The following is a 25,570-nucleotide window of genomic DNA, read 5'->3' as shown; positions in this document are numbered from 1 at the left end:
TTCCCGATATTTACGTTAATTCACATGCGAAACCACTGCGGTAGTTAGATTTATCTGATAAATTTTGCGTGAACTGAATCATTACCCAGGCAAGCTGTCGTAACTCTCTGTAACCGGACCTTTATCCGGCGAAGCGAATGCGTGCAAACGCACGACAGTCACTACAAACTCCGTTCACCTGAGGAAATTATTTCCGGCATGAATCGAAGAATGTTTATGAAAGCGTCAATGGCATTCGCAACCCTCAGTGGGATGTCGGGTTTATCCACGTTGTTCTCCCAGGCTGCCTGGGCGGAAGACGGGATTGCCGATGGTTCCGCAAAGCGATTTGATTTTGATGTGCTTAAAAAAATGGCCGCCGATATGGCAAAACAGGCCTATGGTGGTGCTCCGGCGCCGTTGCCTGAAACACTGGCAACGCTGACGCCGCAGGCCTATAACGAAATCCAGTACGATGCCAACCATTCGCTGTGGAACGGCATCGACAACCGTCAGCTTGACGTTCAGTTCTTCCATGTGGGGATGGGCTTTAAGCGCCGTATCCGCATGTTCTCCGTTGATGGTGCCAGTCGTGAGGCGCGTGAAATTCACTTCCGCCCTGAGTTGTTTAACTACAACAATGCTCACGTCGACACCAAACAGCTGGAAGGCAAAACCGACCTTGGCTTCGCCGGTTTCCGCGCATTTAAAAAACCCGAGCTGGCAAAACGCGACATCGTCTCGTTCCTCGGCGCCAGCTACTTCCGTGCTGTCGATGAAACCTTCCAGTACGGTCTGTCCGCGCGTGGCGTGGCCATCGACACCTTCAGTAACGGTAAAGAAGAGTTCCCGGACTTCACCGCCTTCTGGTTCGAAACCCCGAAAGCCGATGACACCACCTTTGTGGTGTATACCCTGCTGGATGGCCCGAGCTGCACCGGCGCGTTTAAATTCACCATTCACTGCGAAGATAAACGCGTAGTGATGGAAGTGGAAAACCACATTTATGCGCGCAAGGATATCCAGCAGTTGGGTATCTCGCCGATGACCACCATGTTCAGCTGCGGCAATAACGAGCGCCGCATGTGCGATACCATCCATCCGCAGATCCACGACTCCGATCGTCTGGCCATGTGGACAGGGGGCGGTGAGTGGATTTGCCGTCCGCTGAACAACCCACAGCGTCTGACGTTTAACGCCTATCAGGATGAAAACCCGCGTGGTTTTGGCATGTTACAGCTTAATCATGACTTCGACAGTTATCAGGATGTGATTGGCTGGTACAACAAGCGCCCAAGCCTGTGGGTGGAACCGGTCGGTAAGTGGGGTAAAGGTGCGATTAACCTGATGGAGATCCCGACCACGGGTGAAACGCTGGATAATATTGTCTGCTTCTGGCAGCCAGCCGATGCCATCAAAGCCGGGAGCGAGCACAGCTTCTCCTACAAGCTTTACTGGAGCGGCCTGCCACCGGTACGTAGCGGTCTGGCACGTGTTAATGCCACCCGCACCGGCATGGGCGGTTTCCCGGAAGGCTGGGCACCGGGCGAGCATTACCCGAACGTCTGGTCACGCCGTTTCGCCGTTGACTTTGTTGGCGGCGATCTGAAAGCCGCAGCACCGAAAGGCATTGAGCCGGTGATTAACGTCACCTCCGGTACGCTGAAGCAGGTTGAAATCCTCTACGTTGAACCGATTGATGGTTACCGTATTCTCTTCGACTGGTATCCAAACAGCGATTCCACCGAACCGGTAAATATGCGTCTGTTCCTGCGGACTAAAGATGAAACGTTAAGCGAAACCTGGCTGTATCAGTATGTTCCACCGCCGCCGGATAAGCGTAAATACGTGGATGACCGGATTATGACCGCGGGTTAATCGCGTTTGGACCTGGCCGGTCAAGGGCCAGGTCAACGTCTCAAGGTCCAGGGCGTTGACGTTGACGTTGACGTTGACCTTAAAATAAACGATTAACGCCAAACGCTATCGCTAACCAGACGTCCGCTGCATATCAATATGCGGAATATTATCCTCCAGATACTCCCCGCTGACTGCCACAAACCCCAGACGAGCATAGAAACGATGCAAATGCGCCTGTGCAGAAAGAAAAATAGGCTGCCCTGGCCAATGGTGTTCGCAGCTATTCATGGCCTGCTCCATTAGCCGACTCCCCAGGTTCAGCCCGCGCGCCTCTCCGGACACAATCACCCGACCAATTTTGACCGGCTGGCCCTCCCCTTCAGGCATCAGAATGCGTGCACAGGCAACCAGCTGATTGTCGAGGATACCCAGCAGATGGCGGTTTTCACCCACCAGATCCGCACCATCAATATCGAGATAAGGGCACTGCTGCTCAACAATAAACACCGCGTTGCGCAATGCCAGCAGCCGATAAAGCTGGGCGGCACTGAGTTCGCTGTGGTGCAGGTCCTGCCAGATGATGTCCATCAACTTAACTCCTCAGACTGAAGCAAAAAAAATCGGGCCACTGTGGGCCCGATTATTACCTGTCTTGCATCAAATTACATCAGTGGCTGCGCCAGTTTCACCAGCGAAATCAGCGGCTGCGGGAAGATACCCAGTATCAGCACCAGAATCGCGGAAATCAGCACCACCACACCACCGGCAGTAAATGCCCAGTTAGCAGGCGCATCACGCTGGGACAGTTCCGGTGGTGAAAGATACAGACTGACGGTCATACGCAGATAGTAGTACAGGCCAATGGCACTGCCCAGCACCACAGCTCCGGTCAGCCACCACAGGTGCGCACTGACACCGACAGCAATCACATAGAACTTACCGATAAAGCCCAGCGTCATCGGGATACCCGCCAGCGACAGCATCATCACGGTCATGACTGAGGCGAGGATCGGACGGTGCCAGAACAGGCCACGGTAAGAGTACATAGAGTCTGCATCCGGGCCACGGTACGGGCTGGACATCAGGCTGACCACACCGAAGGCGCCGAGGCTGCTGAACAGATAACCGGCCAGATAAACGCCAACGGTTTCCATCGACAGCTGATGGGTCTGTACCGCAATCAGGGCGACCAGCAGGTAACCAAGGTGAGCGATAGAAGAGTAACCCAGCAGACGCTTGATATTGCTCTGCGAGATTGCCATCAGGTTACCAAACAGCATGGATGCCACGGCGATCAGGCTGAGTACGGTACGCACACCTTCGTTATCCGCCATTGGCGCATACATAAACAGACGCATCAGCACGCCAAAAATGGCGATCTTGCTGGCGGTTGCCAGGAAGGTGGATACCGGTGCAGGTGCGCCCTGGTAAACATCCGGCGTCCAGAGATGGAACGGCACCAGTGACAGTTTAAAGCCAAAGCCGACAATCATCAGACCCAGGCCCGCTAACAACAGCGGCTGGTTGATCACACCGTCATTCAGGCTTGCACCCAGTGATGCGAAAGCAAGGTTACCGGAATCGGCATACACCAGCGCCATACCAAACAGCAGGAACGATGAGGCCGCTGCCGACAGAATGGCGTACTTGATGGCGGCTTCCAGCGAGCGTTTTTGCTGGAAGGCATAGCCCACCAGACCAAACAGCGGCAGCGAAATCAGCTCAATACCAATGAACAACGATGCCAAATGGTTCGCACTGGCCAGCACCACGCCACCGAGGGCAGCAATCAGCACCAACAGATAGAACTCTTCACGGTTGTCCGGGTACGTTGCCAGCCACGGATAGGCAAAGGTGCAGGTCGCCAGGCTGGCAAGGATCACCAGCCCGGTATACAGCATCGAATAACCATCCACCCGCATCAGCGGGGTGACATCCATGGGGCCTGCCTGACCGACAAAGTACAGTGAAAACAGCGCCAGGTTGAGACCGACAACTGCCAGCGTCGCATTGACGAAGTGATTGCGTCGCCACGCAATGGACAGCATCACAACTACCACCGTCAATCCGACGATCAGCAGCGGCAGAAGCGCGATCAATTGTTGAGGAGTTATTGTCATGGCGAATTACAGCCTTGTAGTTGAAATTGAAGCAGTAAACCACTGCTGAATATTGCTCATCGCAGCATGAGAGGTATCCAGAATCGGCTGCGGATAAACACCCAGCAACACCAGCAGGACCACCAGCACCATGATCATCAGGAACTCACGTGCAGACATCCCCCGCAGCGGCGTTTCTGACTTCGGCGCACCGTAGTAAGCGCGTTGCATCATAATCAGCGAGTACACCGACGCGAACACCAGACCAAAGGTGGCGATGACAATAATCACCGGCACAGTCTGGAAGCTGCCCGTCAGGATCATAAACTCACCGACGAAGTTACCGGTGCCCGGCATCCCCAGGTTAGCAACGGCGAAGAACAGCGACAGGCCCGGCAACCACTTGATACGTGACCACAGGCCGCCCATCTGACGCATATCGCGGGTATGCAGGCGCTCATACAGCTGGCCACACAGAATAAACAGCGCAGAAGCGGAAAGACCATGCGCGATCATCTGGATGACGGCACCCTGGAACGCCAGCTGGCTGCCCGTGTAGATAGCAATCAGCACGAAGCCCATATGGGAAATCGAGGTGTAGGCAATCAGACGTTTGATGTCGTACTGCGAGAACGCCATCCATGCGCCGTAGAAGATCCCGATAATCCCCAGCCACATGGCAATCGGTGCAAACTCGGCAGAGGCATTCGGGAACAGCGGCAGGGCAAAACGCAGCAGGCCATAGGCCGCGGTCTTCAGCAAGATCCCCGCCAGGTCAACAGAACCTGCCGTAGGGGCCTGACTGTGCGCATCCGGTAACCAGCCGTGCAGCGGTACCACCGGCATTTTCACCGCGAACGCAATGAAGAAGCCCAGCATCAGCATGTATTCCACGCCGTGCGTCATTGGGGTTTTCAGCAGCAGTTCGTAGTTAAACGTCCATACGCCCGTTGCGTTGTAGTGCACAAACACCAGCGCCAGAATGGCGATCAGCATCACCAGACCACTGGCCTGGGTGTAGATGAAGAACTTGGTGGCAGCAGAAATACGCGTCTTCCCGTCAGAGGCTTTGTGGCCCCAGAGTGCGATCAGGAAGTACATCGGCACCAGCATCATCTCCCAGAAGAAGAAGAACAGGAACATGTCCATTGCCAGGAACACGCCGATTACGCCACCGAGGATCCACAGCAGGTTCAGATGGAAGAAACCCTGCCATTTCTCGATTTCATTCCACGAACAGAGAATAGCCATCAGGCCTAACAGGCCGGTCAGTACCACCATCAGCAGCGACAGACCATCCAGGGCCAGATGGAACTCAATACCGAAGCGTGGGATCCACGGCACGGAGAACTCAGATTGCCACTGCGGCAAGCCCGCCGCCTGAGTCAGTGAGTAATCTCCCTGCAGCCACAGTTGCAGCGAGAGCACAAACGTCAGCCCCATTGCGATCAGTGCAATCCAGCGTGGCAGCTTAGGCCCGAAGCGCTCCAGCTGCCAGCATAGTAACCCACCGACAAACGGGATGAATATTAGCCAAGGTAATAACATGGCGGTTTTCCCTTTATTGCGATTTTTATTCTTTATAGGGTGTGGCTCTGCCCCACCCCACTCACAAACCTTTAAATCACCAGCAGCAGCGCCAGTACCACAACGGCACCAATGCTCATGGAGGCGAGATACCAGCGCAGATAGCCATTCTCACTGACGACCAGGCCTTTGTTAGCGCCGCGCGCCAGCAAAGCAGGAATATTCATCAGTGAATTGAGCGGATCACGCGACAGCAGCCAGGCAACGCCGAGATAAGGCTTAACAAAGACTTTGTCATACAGCCAGTCGAAGCCCCAGGCAGCAAACCACCAGGTACTGAAGAAACGGCCTACTGCGCTGTTGGCAATTGCCGTCACCAGAGTGCGTTTACCCAGCCAAAGAGCAGCTGCCAGCAGGATGCCCACAATCGCCACTACGCCAGACGCAATCTCCAGCGTCAGAACGCTACCGTGCGCCAGCTCACTGGTCTCAGGCAACACGCCTTTCAGCGGTGGAACAATCATCGCACCAATAAAGGTTGAGAGAATTAACAGCACAATCAGCGGCAGATGGTGAGTGATCCCTTTGCCGGCATGAGCGTGAATTTTTTCTTCCCCGTGGAAGGTAATGAAGATCATACGGAAGGTGTAGAGGGAGGTCATAAACGCCCCTGCCAGGCCGGCAATCATCAGATTCAGATGACCGTTAGCCAGCGCACCCGCCAGGATCTCATCCTTACTGAAGAAGCCTGCGGTGATCAGCGGCAGCGCAGACAGCGCAGCGCCCCCGACCAGGAAGCAGACATACACCAGCGGGATACTTTTACGCAGACCGCCCATCTTGAAGATGTTCTGCTCATGATGGCAGGCAAGGATCACCGAACCAGAAGAGAGGAACAGCAGCGCTTTAAAGAACGCATGAGTCATCAGATGGAAGATCGCCGCGTCCCAGGCCTGAACACCCAGCGCCAGGAACATATAACCAATCTGGCTCATGGTGGAGTAAGCCAGCACGCGTTTGATATCGGTTTGCACCAGCGCGGCAAAACCGGCCAGTACCAGCGTGACCGCACCAATAATGCCGACCAGATGCAGCACTTCCGGCGTCATCAGGAACAAGCCGTGTGTACGGGCAATCAGGTAAACACCCGCGGTAACCATCGTGGCGGCGTGGATCAGAGCAGAAACCGGCGTCGGGCCGGCCATTGCATCAGCGAGCCACGTTTGCAGCGGCAGCTGTGCAGATTTACCGACCGCCCCGCCTAACAGCATCAGGGTCGCCCACTGCAGCATGTGGTTATCCGCTGCAAAGTGCTGTGGTGCCAGCTCCATCATTTCGCGGAAGTTCAGCGTACCCAGCTCGTTGTAGAGAATAAACAACGCAAATGCCAGGAACACGTCGCCCACACGGGTGATGATAAAGGCTTTCATTGCCGCCGCGCCGTTGTTCGGGTTGGTGTAATAGAAGCCAATCAGCAGATAAGAGCAGAGACCCACCCCTTCCCAGCCGAGATACATCAGCATCAGGTTATCGGCCAGCACCAGTACGACCATGCTGGCGATAAACAGGTTGGTGTAGGCGAAGAAGCGTGAGTAGCCCTCTTCTCCCCGCATATACCAGGACGCGAACATGTGGATCAGGAAACCAACGCCAGTGACCACCGACAACATGGTCAGCGACAGGCCGTCCAGCGTCAGGTTGACATCAATTTTGAAATTACCCACCTGCATCCAGGTCCACAGCGCCTGGTTGAATACCTGCTGGCCGTTATTGAAGAAGTCGATACCTGCATATGCCGCCACCAGCGCCGCAAGGCCGACCGATCCCATCCCCACGGTAGCAGACAGATTCTCTGACCAGCGGCCACGGGAGAACGCCAGCAGTAAGAAGCCAATCAGCGGAAACAGGATAGTTAAATAGAGAAGGTTCATCCGCGCATCTCGCTCACTTTATCAATGTTGAGGGTCTGGCTACGACGATGGAGCTGCAGCAGCAGCGCCAGGCCAATGCTGGCCTCAGCCGCGGCCAGGCTGATTGCCAGGATAAACATCACCTGACCGTCGGCCTGTCCCCAGTAGCTTCCCGCCACCACAAACGCCAGTGCTGCGGCGTTAATCATGATTTCGAGACTAATCAACATAAACAGCAGATTGCGGCGGATCACCACGCCTGTCAGTCCAAGGACAAACAGGATGGCTGCCAGAATAAGTCCATGCTGTAGAGGGATCATACCCGCTCCTCCTTATTACTTTTCGCCGCATCACCCGGACGGTTGCTCAGAACCTCACCAGAACGCTGTTCGCGCCCGATGTGGAATGCCACCACCAGACCCGCCAGAAGCAGCATCGATGCCAGCTCAACGGCCAGAACATACGGACCGAAAAGACTGATACCCACTGCTTTCGCATCGATCATCTTGCCGTCGATGCCCTGGTCATTAATGCCGCTAATGGCATAAACCAGCACCACCAGCAATACCAGGGAGAGCGCAGCCGGCCCCATCCACATACTCGGTTTCAGCCACTGGCGCTCCTGCTCGACTTCCTGGCCGCCCAGATTCAGCATCATCACCACGAAGACGAACAGCACCATAATCGCACCGGCATAAACAATGATTTCCAGCGCGCCCGCAAAGTAGGCGCCGAGCGAAAAGAACACTCCTGAAACGGCCAGCAAAGAAATAATCAGGTACAGCAACGCATGTACCGGGTTGGTATGAGTGATGACGCGCAACGTCGCCAGCACCGCTACCAGACCACTAACATAAAAAGCAAATTCCATGCCTGGCTCCTTAAGGTAACAAGCCCTTGACGTCGATAGGTTTGGCTTCGTTTTCAGCGTCGCCTTTGTCTTTACCGTCGATCGCCATACCCGCCATCCGGTAGAAATTGTACTCCGGGTATTTACCCGGGCCGGAAATCAGCAAGTGTTCTTTTTCATACACCAGATCCTGACGCTTGAACTCACCCAGTTCGAAATCTGGGGTAAGCTGAATCGCAGTGGTCGGGCAAGCCTCTTCACACAGGCCACAGAAAATGCAGCGCGAGAAGTTAATACGGAAGAACTCCGGATACCAGCGGCCATCCGCCATCTCTGCTTTTTGCAGAGAAATACAGCCTACCGGGCAGGCAACAGCACACAGGTTGCAGGCAACACAGCGCTCCTGGCCATCCGGATCGCGCGTCAGCACAATACGGCCACGGTAGCGTGGTGGCAGATAAACCGGCTCTTCCGGATACATCATGGTTTCGCGTTTGGCGAAGGCATTCATGCCTATCAGCCAGATACTGCGTACGGTTGTCCCGAAACCAACGACAAGGTCTTTTAATGTCATGTTCTTAAACCCCTTACTGCGCCGTGTACAGAATGACTGCGGCAGTCGCCAGCAGATTCAACAGCGTCAACGGCAGACAGACTTTCCAGCCGAACGACATCACCTGGTCATAGCGCGGACGCGGTAACGCAGCACGAATCAGAATGAACATCATCATGAAGAATGCCGTTTTAATCGCGAACCAGAAAATCGGTGGCAACCACGGACCGTTCCAGCCGCCGAAGAACAGCGTGACGATCAGTGATGAAACGGTCACGATACCGACGTATTCACCGACAAAGAACAGGCCGAATTTCATCCCGGCATATTCAATGTGGTAACCGTCGGCCAGTTCCTGTTCCGCTTCTGGCTGGTCAAACGGATGGCGGTGACAGACCGCAACACCGGCGATGCAGAAGGTAAGGAAACCTAAGAACTGCGGGATCACGTTCCACAGATGCTGCTGACTGTTAACAATGTCGACCATGTTGAATGAGCCCGCCTGTGCGACCACGCCCATCAACGACAGACCGAGGAACACTTCATAGCTCAGGGTCTGCGCAGAGGCACGCATTGCGCCCAGCAGCGAGTATTTGTTATTACTCGACCAGCCGGCAAACAGCACCGCGTACACCGCCAGACCCGCCATCATCAGGAAGAACAGCAGACCAATGTTCAGGTCGGCGCCCATCCAGGTGGAGGTCACCGGCACAATCGCCATCGCCAGCAGCAGCGAGGTAAAAGCAATCATAGGAGCGAGGGTAAAAATCACGCGGTCGGTAAACGGCGGGATCCAGTCCTCTTTAAAGAACATTTTGATCATGTCAGCGACCAACTGCAGGGAACCGCCCCAGCCGACACGGTTAGGCCCGTATCGGTTCTGGAACAGGCCGAGCAGACGGCGCTCACCAAAGCTCATAAAGGCGCCACAACCGACCACCACAAACAGGATAATCAGCGCTTTTACGACGGCAATCAGCACGTCGATAACTTCCGGTGTCAGCCAGCTCATTGTACTGCCTCCCGCAGATTGTCGATGTTGCTACCCGCCAGGAACGGTGGAATGCCCGGTAAACCGAGTGGCAAACCCACCTGCCCTGCCTGCAACGTGCTGGAGAAGCGTACTGGCAGGCGCAGTGTTTCGCCCTGGCAAGTAAACTCAACGGCCGTGCCGACATTCACCCCAAGCTTCGCAGCATCATCCGGATTAACCATCAGGTAGGCTTCTGGCATACGCTGCTGAATAACCGGGGCGCGCTGAGTCATTTCATCGCTGCCGAACAGGTGGAAATACGGTGCCACACGCCAGGCATCGTTCACGCCAGTGAAGGCAGCAGGTACCGTGTCGAACCAGCCCAGCTGTGTGGCCCCCGCTTCGATCAGACGCACGCCTGGATCGCCATTACGCAGGCTTCCGCCCACTTCCGCCTGGAATTTATTCCATGCCTGAGGTGAGTTCCAGCCTGGTGCCCAGGCAAACGGAATTTGCGAACGTGCTGCAGACGGCTGGTTGTTCCCTTCCATAGAGAAGGCAAACATGCTGTCTTTGTCCTGCGGCTGACGCGGCTCATGCACGTCGATGTTGGCGCGCATTGCAGTACGCCCACTCGAACGGTTAGGTGAACGTGCCAGTTTCTGACCACGAATACGGAAGCTGGCATCAGGTGCCGCTTCTTTAATCCCAGCCAGCTGTGGCAACGCCGCTACGCAGGCATCGATCACATGATCGAGCTGGCTCCAGTCCACTTCGCGGCTGTTAATCGTGCTTTGCAGCGAATGCAGCCAGCGCCAGCTTTCCAGCATCTGTACTTTTTCGTCGTAGTAGGCAGGGTCATAAACCTGGAAGAAGCGCTGTGCGCGGCCTTCCTGATTCACTACCGTACCGTCGCTTTCAGCAAAGCTGGCGCTGGAGAGGATCAGACCGGCTTTTTCCGTGGTCGACGTACGCTGATGATCGAGTACGATCACGTTTGGCGTATGGGCCAGCGCAGCATCCACCTTCGCCTTTGGCAGGTGACGGTAGAGATCGTTTTCCATGATAATCACGGCATCTGCTGCACCGCTTTCCAGCTCGGACAATGCCACATCAAGGGATTTCCCACCGATCAGGCCAAGACCCACGCTGTTCGTCGCGGTTGCCAGCAGGGTAATACCTACATCAGCACCGCGATTCTTCAGTGCTTTTGCCACGTTAGCGGCCGCCTGAATCATCGCTTCGCTGCCGGAGTTAGTCCCGGAGATAATCAGCGGTTTCTTCGCCCCGGCTAATGCCTGAACGATGACGTCAATTTTGCCTGCCAGTGACTTATCAATATCCGTAACGACAGGCGCACTTTCATCCAGTTCATGCGCAACGGCAAAACCAAGACGCGCCTGATCTTCCACCGGGGCGCGATAGCTCCAGGCGGCAATGTCATCAAGACGGGTCTGGTCAACGTTGGTGACAAACAGGGGGTGCTTCGCGTTCTGCCCGATGTTCAAAATGGCGGCAATCTGCCAGTCTGCCACTTTCTGTGCGGCAGCCATTTCACGGGATTTGCCCTTCACCGCCTGACGCACTGACAGTGCAACGCGCGCTCCGGTCTGGGTCAGATCTTCACCCAGCACCAGCACCGCATCGTAGCTTTCAATTTCGCGCAGCGCCGGAGTATGAATTCCGCTGTCGCGCAATACTTTCAGCATCAGATCCAGGCGCGCCTGCTCTCCCGCCGCAATGCCGGTGGAGAAGTTTTCTGCACCGACCAGTTCACGCAGTGCAAAGTTGCTTTCTACGCTGGCTCGCGGGGAACCAATGCCGATCACTTTCTTCGCCTGGCGCAGCACATCCGCCGCGCCCTGCATTGCCTGGTCAGCATTCAGCGCGATCCAGTCATCACCGCGACGCTGCATCGGCTGGCGTGGACGGTCTTTCAGGTTCACGTAGCCATAGCCGAAACGACCACGGTCGCAGAGGAAGTAGTGGTTTACAGTACCGTTGTAGCGGTTTTCAATACGACGCAGTTCGCCATAGCGCTCACCCGGGCTGGTGTTACAACCGATGCTGCACTGCTGGCAAATGCTCGGTGCAAACTGCATATCCCATTTACGGTTATAACGCTCAGAGTGCGTTTTATCCGTGAATACGCCGGTCGGACAAATTTCAACCAGGTTACCGGAGAATTCGCTTTCCAGTACGCCGTCTTCCGGGCGACCGAAGTAGACGTTATCGTGCGCGCCGTAGACACCGAGGTCGGTGCCATCCGCGTAATCTTTGTAGTAACGCACGCAGCGGTAACAGGCGATGCAGCGGTTCATTTCGTGGGAAATGAACGGGCCGAGATCCTGATTACGGTGGGTACGCTTCGTGAAACGATAACGACGGAAGCTGTGGCCGGTCATCACTGTCATATCTTGCAGGTGACAGTTACCGCCCTCTTCACATACCGGGCAGTCGTGCGGGTGGTTAGTCATTAACCACTCGACAACGCTTTCGCGAAACTCTTTGGCTTCGCCATCATCGATCGAAATAAAGGTGCCGTCAGACGCCGGGGTCATGCAGGACATAACCAGGCGGCCACGGGTGTCTTCGGCATTCTGAAATTGCTTCACCGCGCACTGGCGGCAGGCACCGACGCTACCGAGCGCCGGGTGCCAGCAGAAATAAGGAATATCTAAGCCGAGGGAGAGACAGGCCTGCAAGAGGTTGTCTGCGCCATCAACATCATATTCTTTACCGTCTACATGAATTGTAGCCATAGTGAACATGCTTCCGTAAGGCCCGTGCGAACACGGGCGTTAAACTTTGCTTACCAGCGCGCCTTTAACAGGTTGGGCTGGATGCCGCTAATCGCGTGCGCGTTGCTGAATACCTGGGGTGCCATACCCGCTTCAAACTCTTCGCGGAAATATTTAATGGCACTTTGCAGTGGCTCTACTGCACCAGGCGCATGCGCACAGAAGGTCTTACCCGGGCCAAGCTGGCGGCAGAGTTGCAGCAGGGTTTCAATATCCCCCGGCTGTCCCTGTTTATTTTCCAGCGCGCGCAGAATTTTCACACTCCACGGCAGGCCATCGCGGCATGGCGTACACCAGCCGCAGGATTCACGGGCAAAAAACTCTTCAAGGTTACGCACCAGCGACACCATGTTGATTTCGTGGTCGACGGCCATCGCCAGCGCCGTACCCAGACGACTACCGGCTTTACCAATACTGGCAAATTCCATCGGCAGATCGAGGTGCGACTCGGTCAGGAAGTCCGTACCTGCGCCACCTGGCTGCCAGGCTTTGAACTTCAGGCCATCGCGCATGCCACCGGCATACTCTTCGAGGATCTCGCGCGCGGTGGTGCCAAACGGCAGCTCCCATACGCCCGGGTTCTTCACACGACCGGAAAAGCCCATCATTTTGGTACCGGCATCTTCGCTGGTAGAAATCCCTTTGTACCAGTCAACGCCGTTGGCGATAATGGCCGGTACGTTAGAGAGCGTCTCTACGTTGTTAACGCAGGTCGGCTTGCCCCAGGCACCCGCAGAAGCCGGGAATGGCGGCTTGGAACGCGGATTAGCGCGACGCCCTTCCAGTGAGTTAATCAGTGCGGTCTCTTCGCCGCAGATATAACGCCCCGCGCCGGTATGCACAATCAGCTCAAAGTCAAACCCCGTGCCGAGAATGTTCTTACCCAGCAGACCCGCTTCGGTCGCTTCCGCAATGGCACGGCGCAGGTTAACGGCCGCCTCAATGTACTCACCGCGCAGGAAGATGTAGCCACGGTAGGTTTTCAGTGCAAACGCGCTGATCAGCATGCCTTCCACCAGCTGGTGTGGCATCTGCTCCATCAGCAGACGGTCTTTATAGGTGCCCGGCTCCATTTCATCCGCGTTACACAGCAGGTAACGGATGTTCATGGATTCGTCTTTTGGCATCAGGCTCCACTTCAGACCCGTGGAGAAACCTGCACCGCCACGCCCTTTCAGGCCCGAATCTTTAACCTGACTGACAATCTCTTCCGGCGACAGGGATTTCAGCGCTTTTTCAGCCCCGGCATAACCATTCTTACTGCGGTACTCTTCGAGGAATACCGGCTGTTTGTCTTCACGCATGCGCCAGGTCAGCGGATGCATTTCGGCAGTACGCACGATCTGTCTCATTGATACTGCTCCAGTAAGTTGGCGATACCTTCCGGCGTCAGATGAACGTGGGTATCTTCATCCACCATCATCACCGGCCCTTTGTCGCAGTTGCCGAGACAGCAGGTTGGCAGCAGCGTAAAGCGCCCGTCCGCCGTGGTCTGACCCGGTTTGATATTCAGGCTGCTTTCCAACGCCGACTGAATCCCCTGGAAGCCCGTAATATGACAAACCACGCTATCGCAATAACGGATCACATGGCGGCCCACCGGAGTGCGGAAGATCTGGCTGTAAAACGTTGCCACCCCCTCCACATCACTGGCCGGGATCCCCAGCACATCAGCAATGGCGTGGATTGCACCGTCCGGCACCCAGCCACGCTGTTTCTGGACAATTTTCAGCGCTTCAATGGAAGCCGCACGCGCGTCTTCATAGTGGTGCTTTTCATGCTCGATGGCGTCGCGCTCTGCCGCACTCAGCACAAAAGCCCCGGTTTCATCGATCGTTTCGATCGCAATTCTTTGATCGTGCATAATTAGCGGTCCACGTCTGACATAACAAAATCGATACTACCGAGGTATACGATCAGGTCGGATACCAGGCTGCCGTTGATCACCGAAGGGATCTGCTGCAAGTGCGGGAAGCTTGGCGTACGCACGCGGGTGCGGTAGCTCATGGTGCTGCCATCACTGGTGAGGTAGTAACTGTTGATCCCTTTTGTCGCCTCAATCATCTGGAAGGATTCGTTGGCCGGCATAATCGGGCCCCACGACACTTGCAGGAAGTGAGTGATCAGGGTTTCGATATGTTGCAGCGTGCGCTCTTTCGGCGGCGGTGTGGTCAGAGGATGGTCGGCTTTGAACGGGCCTGCTGGCATGTTCTTCAGGCACTGTTCCAGAATGCGCATACTCTGGCGCATCTCTTCCATCTTCAGCATCACACGCGTGTAAGCACAGCTCACGCCGTCTCCGATTGGCACTTCGAAATCGAAGTTTTCATAACCGGAGTACGGGCGCCATTTACGCACGTCAAAGTCCAGCCCCGTACCACGCAGACCAGCACCGGTGGTGCCCCAGGCCAGCGCTTCTTCCATGTTGTAGGCAGAAACACCTTTGGAGCGGGCAATCAGCACGGAGTTTTTCAACGCCGTCTGTTCGTAAGCTTTCAGACGTTTTGGCATCCAGTCGAGGAACTCACGCAGCAAGCGTTCCCAGCCTTTCGGCAGGTCATGCGCCACGCCGCCAATGCGGAACCAGGCCGGATGCATACGGAAACCGGTAATAGCTTCCACTACGTCATAAATTTTCTGGCGATCGGTAAAGGCAAAGAACACCGGAGACATAGCACCGACGTCCTGAATAAACGTAGAGATGTACAGCAGATGGCTGTTTATACGGAACAGCTCTGAAAGCATCACGCGAATCACTTCAACGCGTTCTGGCACCTTTATACCTGCCAGTTTTTCAACCGCCAGTACATAAGGCATTTCATTGACGCAGCCGCCGAGATACTCGATACGGTCAGTGTACGGAATGTAGCTGTGCCAGGACTGGCGTTCGCCCATTTTTTCCGCACCACGATGGTGGTAACCGATATCCGGCACGCAGTCGACGATCTCTTCGCCGTCCAGTTGCAGGATGATACGGAAAGCACCGTGCGCTGATGGGTGGTTCGGACCCAGGTTGAGGAACATGAAGTCCTCATTGTTGGTCGAACGCTTCATGCCCCAGTCTTCTGGTTTGAAGGTCAGGGACTCCATCTCCAGATCCTCTTTCTGCTTGGTCAGCTCGAAAGGATCGAATTCGGTCGCACGCGCCGGATAGTCTTTACGCAACGGGTGCCCTTCCCAGGTCTGCGGCATCATGATGCGCGTCAGGTGTGGGTGGCCCTCGACATTGATACCAAACATCTCCCAGGTTTCACGCTCATACCAGTTGGCATTCGGGAAAATTTTGGTGATGGTTGGCACATTCAAATCGTTTTCAGACAACGCCACCTTGAGCATGATGTCGCGATTGCGTTCAATGGAGATGAAGTGATAGAAAACGGAAAAATCCGCCGCCGGTAATCCGGCACGGTGCGTACGCAGACGCTCATCCATGCCATGCAGGTCATACAGCATCACATAAGGTTTAGGCAACTTGCGCAGGAACTCAATAATCTCAAGCAACTGCTCACGTTTCACCCAGACTACCGGCACGCCGGTACGGGTTGCTTGCACGGTAAAGGCATCAGGCCCAAAACGATTACGCAGCTCGCCGATCACCGGGTCATCCTGGTGATCTCGGGTTTGCCATAACGGCTGAGCGAGATCTTGCGTGGTTAAATCTGTCATAAGTTGTTCACCATTCTGGCCTGTCAGACAGGCACTCAGTGTTGGCGTCAGGTGGGTCAGCGCGATGACATTGTGTTTTTATTGCGCTTTTCATGACCACATCCATAAACTGCTGTCTTAAATTTCGTCAGGGGTACGCAGATTAGTGACTGCGATACGCTCGGCGTTTTTCCTGTCGCGCTCAGATTGCATATTGGCGCGATAAACGCCCTGATCGCTGACCACCCACGACAGCGGGCGACGTTCTTTTCCGATGGACTCCTGCAGCAGCAGCAGCGCCTGCATATACGCTTCAGGGCGCGGTGGGCAGCCTGGAATATACACGTCAACTGGCAGGAATTTATCCACGCCCTGTACTACGGAATAGATGTCGTACATGCCACCGGAGTTGGCACAGGCACCCATTGAGATCACCCATTTCGGTTCCAGCATCTGGTCATACAGGCGCTGAACAACCGGAGCCATCTTGGTGAAGCAGGTTCCTGCAACCACCATAAAGTCTGCCTGGCGCGGCGAAGCACGGATAACTTCAGAACCAAAGCGCGCAACGTCATGCACCGACGTAAACGACGTGGTCATTTCGACATAGCAACAGGAAAGACCGAAGTTAAACGGCCAAAGGGAGTTCTTGCGACCCCAGTTCACCATGTCGTGCATGGCATGTTCCAGCTTGCCCATGTAGACGTTTTGATGAACGTGCTTTTCCAGGGGATCGGTCACGATCTCCTGTTTTTGCAGTGGGTAACGGTCATTCTCACCGTTCGGGTCTATGCGGGTGAGCGTATAGTCCATGTTAATGCCTCGCTGTTACTGCTTGTGACGGTTGGCGTGCGAGATGGTGGTAGGTTTGACGTCAAACTGACGACGGGCAGGAGCCCAATCCAGTGCGCCAATGCGAACCAGATAAAACAGACCAGCAAGCAGAACCAAAATGAAAATGGCGGCTTCGACAAAGCCGACCCATCCGCTTTCGCGAATAGCCGTCGACCATGCGTAGAGATAGAGGGCTTCAACGTCGAAGATGACGAAGAACATGGCAACCAGGTAGAACTTGGCAGACAGACGCAGTTTTGCGGTGCCTACAGAGGCGATACCGGATTCAAAAGGTGTATTTGTATGCCTTCCACGGGCTTTTCCGCCCAAAAACCATGCTCCGGCCAACATCAGGCAGCAGAGACCAATCGAGACGATCAGGAAAACAGCGAATGCCCAGTGATGGGCGACGACTTCTGTGGTTGTTGACATACTCTTGCTTACTCACCAAAAGTGGCGTTTTGCGTCCTGCTCTATTATTTGGCAGTTAACACACCACATCGATTCAAGGGAAGAATGAAAAACCTTATAAATTTTACCGTCTTTAGCGATTAGGCAGTAATTTTATGTGGTTTTTTACTCCTTTAACTGACCTTTTGTCAACTTTGACAAAACTATCCGCACATTATTTTACACTCACAACATTTATTTAACACATGATGCTCAAAAAATGGGCTAAATCGAGTCAGTGACATCATGTGATCAAAGTGTAGCGGTTAAAACCTTGTTTGGATCGTGTATTTAACAAGGCCTATTTTGGCAGGATTCGTCCTCTTTTCCTGCCCCTTAATGGGGTTATTTTTTTGATCCAGAACACAGTTTGGTGTTTTTAGTGATAAAAACGGTCGGTTTTTTTACTGCCGAATCAATTCACTGATCGGACCAGATGGCTCGGAAAGAGGAAAAAAATCGTCGTTCAACGAATAGGTGAATTTTTGACACCGCAGTGTTAATTGACGTCAAAAAAAGAAGGGTTTCACTCGACTAAAAGGTAAAAAAAAGGCCTTTCAGATTAAAAATACGCTGAAAGGCCTTTTTTACTCAGTAAAACTTAAATTCATCAATGTTTAATGATAAAAGTAATCGTTTGCGTTTACTGGTTATTCTTCTTCATCGGCAAAAGCTGCGCTGTCTGGCGCTGCAGGGGTCAGGCGATAGGGATCATTGCCGGACTCCATTGCGTTGAAGATTGCCAGCGCCAGTTCGTTATCGCTGTCCGGGTTACGGCACAGCAAATACTCGGTGTCTGGCAACATTGGCAGCCCTTCAGCAGCCCCCATTACGCGTAATTCCGGGCTCATCATCTCAACCGGACGAGCTGTGACACCCAGGCCCGCTTTCACCGCAGCACGGACCGCAGCAAGTGTTGAGGCAACGTACGAGATACGCCACGGAATGCCCGCTTCGTTAAGATGGTCAATGGCCATGTCACGGTATGGGCTTGGCTCATCCAGCAGAACCAAAGGAATGGCTTCTCCACGCTGGAAGATGTAATCCGCTGCGCAGTACCACAATGTTGGAGACGTACGCAGAACCTGCCAGGCGAAGTTCATCGGGCTGGAGGTCGTCACCACCAGATCAACTTCACCCTGGTTTAACATTTCCATCATGAAGGGATTGCGTTTCACACGGACATCGATAGCCAGTTTCGGGTAAACCGATGTCACGCGGTTGAGCAGAAACGGTAAAATGGTATCAGAAGTATCATCAGATGCGCCGATGGTCAGTACGCCCTGAATGTTGCTGTACATCAGAGAAGTACAGGCTTCATCGTTGAAGCGCAGGATTTTTCTGGCGTAGCCCAGTAACTGAATACCATGTTCCGTTAATAACTTGTTGCGTCCATGCCTGGCAAACAGCTCTTTGCCTACCAATTGTTCCAGACGCTGCATCTGCTGGCTTACGGCTGACTGCGTTCTGCACACCGCTGCTGCAGCGGCAGCAAAGGTGTTCAAATCAGCAACAGCAACGAAGGTTCTCAGCAGATCGAGGTCAAGATTAAGTATTGGACGATTTGCACTAGTCATGTTTTTTTCTTCACTTTATAAGTTTTTTACAAACAGCTACCCTGGTGTTATTACCTTTTTTATCAATGGGATAAAATGATAACAATTGCATAATGGCTACAGTGTTTAGCAATAAAAAAAATTACCCGATGCATTACTTTCATTGGCAGACGAATAAGTAGTTTTTACTCTGGTAATTTTGACCAATGGTGAATGGCAAGATCGCAGAGAAAAGGTTCTTCCGTCTGATACATCACTAATGCACGCTGCACTAACCCATAAGTTGCAGGAAGCCGCGTCGTTATAGTTAAGTAACGCCGACAAAACTCAAAAAGAGACGAGTTGCGGTGTCGTTAGTCTAAAACAACCCTTGAAAATTAAGTTACCAACACGCTGTAGAAACAGCGAAAAATGTTAAGCAGTACTTATTGTTTAGGGTAATAAAAATCTTTTTTTTATTACCGGAAGAACCTGCACACCCGGTGCAAAGTCTCCTGAAGGTTATCCTGACATACTGTCGTTTACTTTTTAAGCCCAAAACTGATTATTCTTATCACTAAAGTAAGATTTTATTGGCAACAGCCCGCAGCACAGGCCCTGACACTACAAACTTTATTATTCCCACAGCACGATTATCACACTCGGTCGAGGCAGCATGCGGATCAGCCCTCAATGGTCAATCTTCACGCAAAGCCCCCTTTGTACAAAAAACATACCGACAAATAAGCGTGACTTGACTGTTTCATGTATCATCAGTACATCAATATTTACTAAATAATTTAATAATCACGTTGAAAAAGTATGACGGATAGGACAATACGCTGAGATTTTAAAACATCTGAATAGTTGTTCACATCGGATTACACTCAGATAACAGCATGAAATGTCATAAAACAGCGATCCAGTGTGCACGCCTGCCATCTGAATGAAAAAACATCCTTTAACACACCAAAGCCTGTTGCCACCCTTCAAAAGGAACCAGGAGAAGAGTACATTGTGCAATGTTTAGTTTTCCACGGCAGGAATGCCCTTCTGCCAGTCAAGGCGACAGAGATGACCCCAATTGATAAATCCAGCAAACTGGATAATGTGTGTTACGACATTCGCGGCCCGGTATTAAAAGAAGCCAAGCGCCTCGAAGAAGAAGGAAATAAAGTCCTCAAGCTGAACATCGGTAACCCTGCCCCGTTCGGTTTTGAAGCCCCGGATGAAATTCTGGTCGATGTCATCCGTAACCTGCCAAGCGCACAGGGTTATTGCGACTCAAAAGGCCTCTATTCCGCCCGTAAAGCGATCATGCAGCATTATCAGGCGCGCGGCGTGCGTGATATGACAGTAGAAGACATCTATATCGGTAACGGTGTGTCTGAACTGATTGTGCAATCCATGCAGGCGCTGCTGAACAGCGGCGACGAAATGCTGGTGCCCGCACCGGATTATCCGTTGTGGACGGCGGCCGTATCGCTCTCTGGCGGCAAAGCGGTTCACTACCTGTGTGATGAGTCTGCAGGATGGTTCCCGGACCTGGATGATATCCGCAGCAAAATTACACCGCGTACTCGCGGCATTGTGATTATTAACCCGAACAACCCGACCGGTGCCGTCTACAGCAAAGAACTGCTGTTGGAAGTGGTCGAACTGGCGCGTCAGCATAACCTGATTATTTTTGCCGACGAGATCTACGACAAAATTCTTTATGACGCCGCACAGCATCACTCTATTGCCGCGCTGGCACCGGATCTGTTGACCATCACCTTTAACGGTCTGTCAAAAACCTACCGTGTGGCGGGCTTCCGTCAGGGCTGGATGGTGCTGAACGGGCCGAAAAAACATGCGAAAGGCTATATTGAAGGGCTGGAAATGCTGGCCTCAATGCGCCTGTGCGCTAACGTCCCTGCGCAACATGCGATTCAGACGGCGCTGGGGGGATATCAGAGTATTAGCGAATTTATCCAGCCTGGCGGCCGTCTGTATGAACAGCGCAACCGTGCCTGGGAGTTGATCAATGAAATCCCGGGAGTCAGCTGCGTGAAGCCGGATGGCGCGCTGTATATGTTCCCGAAAATCGACAGTAAGAAGTTCAACATCCACGATGACCAGAAAATGGTGCTCGACTTCCTGCTACAAGAAAAAGTGCTGCTGGTGCAGGGTACTGCGTTTAACTGGCCGTGGCCGGATCACGTTCGTATCGTCACCCTGCCGCGCGTGGATGAGCTGGATATGGCGATTAACAAGTTTGGTCGCTTCCTCAGCGGCTATCGCCAGCTGTAATGTTCCCCCCAAAGAGCGGCTAAGGCCGCTCTTCGCATTTTGACGTAAGGGAAAATGACCATGACTCAAAGCCACTTCTTTGCCCACCTCTCCCGCCTGAAACTGATCAACCGCTGGCCGCTGATGCGTAATGTGCGTACCGAAAATGTCTCGGAGCACAGCTTACAGGTGGCAATGGTCGCCCATGCTCTGGCCCTGATCAAAAATAAGAAATTTAATGGCAATCTCAACGCTGAACGTATCGCAATGATGGCGATTTATCACGATGCCAGCGAAGTGCTGACCGGCGATCTGCCCACACCGGTGAAGTATTACAACGCGCAGATTGCCCATGAGTACAAAAAGATAGAGAAGATTGCCCAGCAAAAGCTGATTGAAATGCTGCCGGAAGAGCTGCGTTCCGCCTATGCACCGCTGATTGATGAACATCAGCACAGCGAAGCGGAGACGGCCATCGTCAAGCAGGCTGATGCTCTCTGTGCCTATCTGAAATGCCTGGAAGAATTATCAGCGGGTAATAATGAGTTTCTGCTGGCAAAAGCGCGGCTTGAGAAGACGCTGACGCAGCGCCACAGCCCGGAAATGGACTATTTCGTCGAAGTCTTCGTGCCGAGCTTCAGCCTGTCGCTGGACGAAATCAGCCAGGACTCGTTGTAATCCTCCCGGGCGCGGCATGCCACGCCCAGCTGCACGGATATTTCCCAGGGGTCAGGCATGCCTGACCCGGCGGTCAAAACGCATACTCCAGTTTCAGACTCACGTCATTACGATCATAGCTGTACAACCAGTCGACGTTACTCTTCACCTTGTTATGCCGCACGGTCAGCAGTGGAACAAACCCCGCGACCTTCCAGTCAACCGCCTTCAGCACCAGCGTATAATTCTGCTCTTTGTCGCGACGACGCATCTCAAGAAGCGGACTGTACATGCCGTAATCACGCTGCCGATACGCGCTAAATACGGTCGCCTGGAACCCGGCAGGTAACTCAACAGAAGCGCCCAGACGAACGCCCTTCTGCTGATAGGCATTGACCTTATCTTCCGCCGTACTGTCGACAAAATCGATACCGCCAAACAACGTCACCCCTGCCCCAACCTCACGATAAAAGGTGGTGTAAGTTGAGGTTTGCCCGCCATCAAAATTTTGCGCATACAGCTGCTGCCGAAAGCGCATCGCTTTATAGTCGCTCTCAATTTTCAGCAACGAGGCGCTGCCCGCCAGATAGCTCCACTCTGCGTGCGCACCCCAGGCACCGTAAAAGGCGTCATTGCCCAGATCGTAATACTCAAACGTGGGTGCAACAGCAATCTGATGGCGTCCCTTGCGATAGCTGTAACCCGCCTGAGTACTGAAGGTCGTTTCGTTGTAGTCGCCGTGGGTGCGGTACTGAGTACCAAACAGCTGTGAACGAATATACAAGCCATGATGCTGCCAGATGGGAATACGCCGCTGCACGCTGGCGTCAAAGCTGATGCCAGTGGTACTGATCGCCTTCGGCAAGGTGCGCTCGTAATAACACTGACCACTGATCGACAGCAGGCAGGTCTGGCTGGCAGAGGTCCGGTTAACGTTATCCGTCCATTCGGGACCAAAAGCGAAAGCCCCGGTCCAGGCCTGACGTTGTTCCAGTGCATCACGGAACAGGCCAATCGACTTGCGGACGCCCGCCGTTTTTGGGTCGCTGGCATCAATACTCTCCAGCGTCTCGGTGAAGGTATTCTCCGCCTCGCGCTCCTGACCATCTTCAAACAGCGTGCGGGCCAGCTCAAGCCGGGCTGGCAGGAAACCGGGCTGCCTGTTCAGCAGTGCGGTAAATTCAGCAACAGACTGCGAAAAATCACCCCTTTTGCGCGCCAGCAATCCCTGTGCGTAGTGCACCAGCAGCGGGTCACGGTCGGCAAAGGTCAGATAGTCATTGAGAAAACGTTGCGCTTCCGGCCACTGCTGCGATTGCAGCGACAGATAGAGCGCCTGCCCCACGGCCGGGGAGCTGTGCTCTACCTGCCAGGTTTGTCCATCAATCGTAATTGTACTGCCCGCCGGGGCGGTGGTTTCACTCTGCAACAGATCGCGTTCGCGGTCTGCCGCCTGGCGCTGCACGTTCATCTCAAGCATGCGGCGAGTATCTTCACGCTCCTGAGCATGAGCGACTGAGAGCGTACAAAAAAAGGGTATAGCGATTCGTAAGGCACGGATACCCATCAGCCTGCTCATCCGCATAACGTTCCCCGAATAAAAAAAGCAGGGATCCGATAAAGGATCCCTGCTGAGGAGCAACCCTCAGGCTGCCGGTAGATTAGTTTTTAGTACCACCAAAGGCAGTATCTTTATTACGGTCTGAGAATTTCACCAGACCGGCTACAGCAGAAGCGCCGGTACCGTAGAACTGACCATTCAGAGCACCACCGGTACCGCTAACGCTGGTTACCGCTACGTTGCTTGCCGCCAGTTTCACATCGGAAGCAGAAGTGGTAATGGTGCCGCCGGTGAAGGCAATATCACCGGTAGAGCTGGCCGTTTTGGTGCTGAAGTTAGCAGTCAGCGTACTGGATGGCAGGGCTGCTGTCGCAGAGGTGCCACGGTTGATGGATTTCACCGCATAGGTCACTGGACCAGTGGTTGGCAGCGTGGTGGCAACATTCCCATTGTTCCCTACGTAAAATGCGGTATGAGTGCCATTAACTTTGCTACCGACAGCCGTCCCTTCTGCATCCCACTCACCGAACCACACATCCTGGGTTCCCACCTTGGCAAATGACCAGACCCCCAGGCCACCATGACCAGGAACGCCGATAGCCGTCAGTTGTTTACCGGAGAATTTGTAGCCATCGTTCCCACTGTTTTTGAACATCGGTAACGTGAAATGGCTGAAAGCCGTGATGGCACTGTTTAACTGCCCGCTCACTCCCGCCCCTGCAACAGCAGGCGTCGTCGTTCCAGCCTGACCAATAAGCAGGTTACTGCTGGCACTGGTCCCCCCGACAATGACCGCTGCCTGTGCCACACCTGTTGTCGCCAAAATTGCCAAAGCCAGAACCACTTTATTCTTTGCAAACATTGGAACTCTCCTTAAAAAGATGATTTACAACGGTTAACTGCAAATTTAGAGCCGCCCTTACGTATTACACCAGCGGCTCCGGTCAAAAAATTAAATACAAATCACAATGATATGTATTTGCATTTACATATAAGAGCGTAGTTACCCCGGAAAAAGCGGAATATCCCCCTGGTAACTTCCTCTCGCGCTACGAACGCGGGAAGAACTGAATCTGTGCGGTAAGTCGTTTCGGTTCACCATCTGGCGGTGCCGGTACCGGTGAAGCACGGCGTAACAGCGACAACACTTCATTATCCAGTGCGCTAAAACCCACGCCCTTTCTGAGTGCTACCGTCTGTACATTTCCCTGACCATCAAGGGTAAATTCGACGGTCGCCACCCCCTGCTGTCCGCGATCCTGTGCCGCCTGCGGATAGCGTTTGCGCTTCTCCAGATGGGCCATCACTTTGCTCATCCAGGTCGCCCTCTGTTGGGGTGACAGCGCGTTGCTGGCGACGGTCTGGCGGGCGGCGTTACGTAATGCCTGCTGCGCCTGTACCTGTGCCTGAACGCTCTGGGCTGATGCAGTTTGCTCGCGTTGCTGCTCTTGTTGCTGTTTTTGCTGTTTTTGCTGACGCTGCCTTTTCTGCTGCGCCTTGCGTTGTTCATCTTTTTTACTTTTCGATGCCCGGGCGGCTGACTGGGTCATCACCGTTTTTTCCACGACAGGCAGCGGTTTTTCTGGTTCCTTCAATGATGGCTGCGGCTGTGCTTGCGCGGGTGCCGCTGCGCCTTCGCTCTGCGCTTCTTCTTTGTTCTGCGCCTGACTGGCCTGGGCATCCACCTTTTCCGTGGTGATATTGTTCTGCTGCGTCTGTACAGCCTGCGCCGTATCGGCGATTTCAATCATAATGGCTGCGGGAGGGGCATGGTCAGCAGCAACCGGCGGTGGCGTCCACATCCACCAGACTGCCAGACCGCCATGTAGTGCCAGCGCCAGCAGACCACCCGTTAACCACAGCGGAGAATCTTGCTGACTCTCCGGCCCGAGTACGCCTTGCATACCACCCCCAACCTGTTTTTATTCTTTCACCCCTCTCGGGTTGATTGCCTGGCATCTTGCTTCTTACTAATAAAACGAACGGCGCGGCTTTTTTTTCTCAGTGAAGACAACGTTTTTTGATTTAAATGAAAAAAGAAAACGGGCGGGGTTTCCCCCGCCCG

Annotated in this window: 20 protein-coding genes and 1 pseudogene; 3 read left to right on the top strand and 18 right to left on the bottom strand. The window is 53.8% G+C overall.

Translation table 11 applies throughout. The features are described 5' to 3' along the window. The first annotated feature begins 198 nt into the window (after window positions 1–198). Entirely contained in the window at window positions 199–1,857 is a 1,659-nt protein-coding gene (locus FVB43_RS06180) for a glucan biosynthesis protein D (protein WP_167863595.1), read from the top strand. A gap of 111 nt (window positions 1,858–1,968) precedes the next feature. Here the strand turns inward: FVB43_RS06180 and FVB43_RS06175 are convergent, their stop codons facing one another. The 15 genes and pseudogenes from FVB43_RS06175 to lrhA form a co-directional block, all read right to left on the bottom strand. Beyond that, window positions 1,969–2,427: a GNAT family N-acetyltransferase gene (locus FVB43_RS06175; RefSeq protein WP_133841410.1), complete on the bottom strand. Its 459-nt coding sequence runs from the start codon at window positions 2,425–2,427 to the stop codon at window positions 1,969–1,971. A gap of 74 nt (window positions 2,428–2,501) precedes the next feature. Beyond that, complete coding sequence (gene nuoN / locus FVB43_RS06170; protein WP_133841409.1) at window positions 2,502–3,959, bottom strand: NADH-quinone oxidoreductase subunit NuoN; 1,458 nt, start codon at window positions 3,957–3,959, stop codon at window positions 2,502–2,504. A gap of 6 nt (window positions 3,960–3,965) precedes the next feature. Beyond that, window positions 3,966–5,486, bottom strand: coding sequence for an NADH-quinone oxidoreductase subunit M (gene nuoM, locus FVB43_RS06165; RefSeq protein ID WP_167863594.1), 1,521 nt, complete (start codon window positions 5,484–5,486; stop codon window positions 3,966–3,968). 71 nt (window positions 5,487–5,557) lie between these two features. Continuing rightward, window positions 5,558–7,396: an NADH-quinone oxidoreductase subunit L gene (nuoL, locus tag FVB43_RS06160; RefSeq protein WP_167863593.1), complete on the bottom strand. Its 1,839-nt coding sequence runs from the start codon at window positions 7,394–7,396 to the stop codon at window positions 5,558–5,560. Further along, complete coding sequence (gene nuoK / locus FVB43_RS06155) at window positions 7,393–7,695, bottom strand: NADH-quinone oxidoreductase subunit NuoK (RefSeq protein ID WP_133841406.1); 303 nt, start codon at window positions 7,693–7,695, stop codon at window positions 7,393–7,395. Before nuoK ends, nuoL begins: the two co-directional genes overlap by 4 nt. Beyond that, window positions 7,692–8,246, bottom strand: a complete 555-nt coding sequence (gene nuoJ, locus FVB43_RS06150) for an NADH-quinone oxidoreductase subunit J (RefSeq protein ID WP_133841405.1) — start codon at window positions 8,244–8,246, stop codon at window positions 7,692–7,694. The genes nuoK and nuoJ overlap by 4 nt, the downstream gene beginning before the upstream one ends. A 10-nt stretch (window positions 8,247–8,256) precedes the next feature. After that, the gene (nuoI, locus tag FVB43_RS06145) at window positions 8,257–8,799 is read right to left on the bottom strand and encodes an NADH-quinone oxidoreductase subunit NuoI (RefSeq protein WP_048915455.1); all 543 of its coding nucleotides are present in this window, start codon (window positions 8,797–8,799) and stop codon (window positions 8,257–8,259) included. A 13-nt stretch (window positions 8,800–8,812) separates the two neighbouring features. Continuing rightward, on the bottom strand, window positions 8,813–9,790 hold the full coding sequence (gene nuoH, locus FVB43_RS06140) for an NADH-quinone oxidoreductase subunit NuoH (RefSeq protein ID WP_133841404.1): 978 nt from the start codon (window positions 9,788–9,790) through the stop codon (window positions 8,813–8,815). Beyond that, window positions 9,787–12,513, bottom strand: coding sequence for an NADH-quinone oxidoreductase subunit NuoG (nuoG, locus tag FVB43_RS06135; RefSeq protein ID WP_133841403.1), 2,727 nt, complete (start codon window positions 12,511–12,513; stop codon window positions 9,787–9,789). Before nuoG ends, nuoH begins: the two co-directional genes overlap by 4 nt. Before the next feature lie 50 nt (window positions 12,514–12,563). Continuing rightward, a complete protein-coding gene (nuoF, locus tag FVB43_RS06130; protein ID WP_133841402.1) occupies window positions 12,564–13,904 on the bottom strand; it encodes an NADH-quinone oxidoreductase subunit NuoF in 1,341 nt (446 codons plus the stop codon). Next, complete coding sequence (nuoE, locus tag FVB43_RS06125; protein WP_133841401.1) at window positions 13,901–14,416, bottom strand: NADH-quinone oxidoreductase subunit NuoE; 516 nt, start codon at window positions 14,414–14,416, stop codon at window positions 13,901–13,903. Before nuoE ends, nuoF begins: the two co-directional genes overlap by 4 nt. A 2-nt stretch (window positions 14,417–14,418) precedes the next feature. Continuing rightward, a pseudogene (gene nuoC / locus FVB43_RS06120) lies at window positions 14,419–16,232 on the bottom strand (NADH-quinone oxidoreductase subunit C/D). A gap of 103 nt (window positions 16,233–16,335) precedes the next feature. After that, a complete protein-coding gene (locus FVB43_RS06115) occupies window positions 16,336–17,010 on the bottom strand; it encodes a NuoB/complex I 20 kDa subunit family protein (protein WP_133841399.1) in 675 nt (224 codons plus the stop codon). Window positions 17,011–17,025: 15 nt separating this feature from the next. After that, on the bottom strand, window positions 17,026–17,463 hold the full coding sequence (nuoA, locus tag FVB43_RS06110; RefSeq protein WP_004158614.1) for an NADH-quinone oxidoreductase subunit NuoA: 438 nt from the start codon (window positions 17,461–17,463) through the stop codon (window positions 17,026–17,028). A 668-nt stretch (window positions 17,464–18,131) separates the two neighbouring features. Next, entirely contained in the window at window positions 18,132–19,058 is a 927-nt protein-coding gene (gene lrhA / locus FVB43_RS06105; protein WP_133841397.1) for a transcriptional regulator LrhA, read from the bottom strand. A gap of 1,032 nt (window positions 19,059–20,090) precedes the next feature. Here lrhA and FVB43_RS06100 point away from each other — a divergent pair. Both FVB43_RS06100 and yfbR read left to right on the top strand, forming a co-directional pair. Then, entirely contained in the window at window positions 20,091–21,308 is a 1,218-nt protein-coding gene (locus FVB43_RS06100; RefSeq protein ID WP_133841396.1) for a pyridoxal phosphate-dependent aminotransferase, read from the top strand. A gap of 60 nt (window positions 21,309–21,368) precedes the next feature. Then, window positions 21,369–21,965 carry a 5'-deoxynucleotidase gene (gene yfbR / locus FVB43_RS06095; protein ID WP_133841395.1) on the top strand — a complete coding sequence of 199 codons (597 nt, stop codon included), beginning with the start codon at window positions 21,369–21,371 and terminating at the stop codon, window positions 21,963–21,965. A 73-nt stretch (window positions 21,966–22,038) separates the two neighbouring features. Here yfbR and FVB43_RS06090 read toward each other — a convergent pair whose 3' ends face one another. From FVB43_RS06090 to FVB43_RS06080, 3 genes are all read right to left on the bottom strand, one after another. After that, a complete protein-coding gene (locus FVB43_RS06090; RefSeq protein WP_242462117.1) occupies window positions 22,039–23,523 on the bottom strand; it encodes a surface lipoprotein assembly modifier in 1,485 nt (494 codons plus the stop codon). A gap of 82 nt (window positions 23,524–23,605) precedes the next feature. Next, complete coding sequence (locus FVB43_RS06085; RefSeq protein ID WP_133841394.1) at window positions 23,606–24,367, bottom strand: Slam-dependent surface lipoprotein; 762 nt, start codon at window positions 24,365–24,367, stop codon at window positions 23,606–23,608. 187 nt (window positions 24,368–24,554) lie between these two features. Next, window positions 24,555–25,409: an energy transducer TonB gene (locus FVB43_RS06080; RefSeq protein WP_159336283.1), complete on the bottom strand. Its 855-nt coding sequence runs from the start codon at window positions 25,407–25,409 to the stop codon at window positions 24,555–24,557. Window positions 25,410–25,570: the final 161 nt, after the last annotated feature.

The sequence above is a fragment of the Erwinia rhapontici genome (assembly GCF_012271765.1).
GTDB classification, from domain to species: Bacteria; Pseudomonadota; Gammaproteobacteria; order Enterobacterales; family Enterobacteriaceae; genus Erwinia; species Erwinia rhapontici.
Note: the sequence above shows the minus strand (reverse complement) of the source record. Positions and strands in the feature narration are given on the sequence as shown.

Coding starts and splice junctions, on each gene's coding strand:
- FVB43_RS06180 (WP_167863595.1), top strand. CDS start 199: ATGAATCGAAGAATGTTTATGAAAGCGTCAATGGCATTCGCAACCCTC.
- FVB43_RS06175 (WP_133841410.1), bottom strand. CDS start 2,427: ATGGACATCATCTGGCAGGACCTGCACCACAGCGAACTCAGTGCCGCC.
- nuoN (WP_133841409.1), bottom strand. CDS start 3,959: ATGACAATAACTCCTCAACAATTGATCGCGCTTCTGCCGCTGCTGATC.
- nuoM (WP_167863594.1), bottom strand. CDS start 5,486: ATGTTATTACCTTGGCTAATATTCATCCCGTTTGTCGGTGGGTTACTA.
- nuoL (WP_167863593.1), bottom strand. CDS start 7,396: ATGAACCTTCTCTATTTAACTATCCTGTTTCCGCTGATTGGCTTCTTA.
- nuoK (WP_133841406.1), bottom strand. CDS start 7,695: ATGATCCCTCTACAGCATGGACTTATTCTGGCAGCCATCCTGTTTGTC.
- nuoJ (WP_133841405.1), bottom strand. CDS start 8,246: ATGGAATTTGCTTTTTATGTTAGTGGTCTGGTAGCGGTGCTGGCGACG.
- nuoI (WP_048915455.1), bottom strand. CDS start 8,799: ATGACATTAAAAGACCTTGTCGTTGGTTTCGGGACAACCGTACGCAGT.
- nuoH (WP_133841404.1), bottom strand. CDS start 9,790: ATGAGCTGGCTGACACCGGAAGTTATCGACGTGCTGATTGCCGTCGTA.
- nuoG (WP_133841403.1), bottom strand. CDS start 12,513: ATGGCTACAATTCATGTAGACGGTAAAGAATATGATGTTGATGGCGCA.
- nuoF (WP_133841402.1), bottom strand. CDS start 13,904: ATGAGACAGATCGTGCGTACTGCCGAAATGCATCCGCTGACCTGGCGC.
- nuoE (WP_133841401.1), bottom strand. CDS start 14,416: ATGCACGATCAAAGAATTGCGATCGAAACGATCGATGAAACCGGGGCT.
- FVB43_RS06115 (WP_133841399.1), bottom strand. CDS start 17,010: ATGGACTATACGCTCACCCGCATAGACCCGAACGGTGAGAATGACCGT.
- nuoA (WP_004158614.1), bottom strand. CDS start 17,463: ATGTCAACAACCACAGAAGTCGTCGCCCATCACTGGGCATTCGCTGTT.
- lrhA (WP_133841397.1), bottom strand. CDS start 19,058: ATGACTAGTGCAAATCGTCCAATACTTAATCTTGACCTCGATCTGCTG.
- FVB43_RS06100 (WP_133841396.1), top strand. CDS start 20,091: ATGACCCCAATTGATAAATCCAGCAAACTGGATAATGTGTGTTACGAC.
- yfbR (WP_133841395.1), top strand. CDS start 21,369: ATGACTCAAAGCCACTTCTTTGCCCACCTCTCCCGCCTGAAACTGATC.
- FVB43_RS06090 (WP_242462117.1), bottom strand. CDS start 23,523: ATGAGCAGGCTGATGGGTATCCGTGCCTTACGAATCGCTATACCCTTT.
- FVB43_RS06085 (WP_133841394.1), bottom strand. CDS start 24,367: ATGTTTGCAAAGAATAAAGTGGTTCTGGCTTTGGCAATTTTGGCGACA.
- FVB43_RS06080 (WP_159336283.1), bottom strand. CDS start 25,409: ATGCAAGGCGTACTCGGGCCGGAGAGTCAGCAAGATTCTCCGCTGTGG.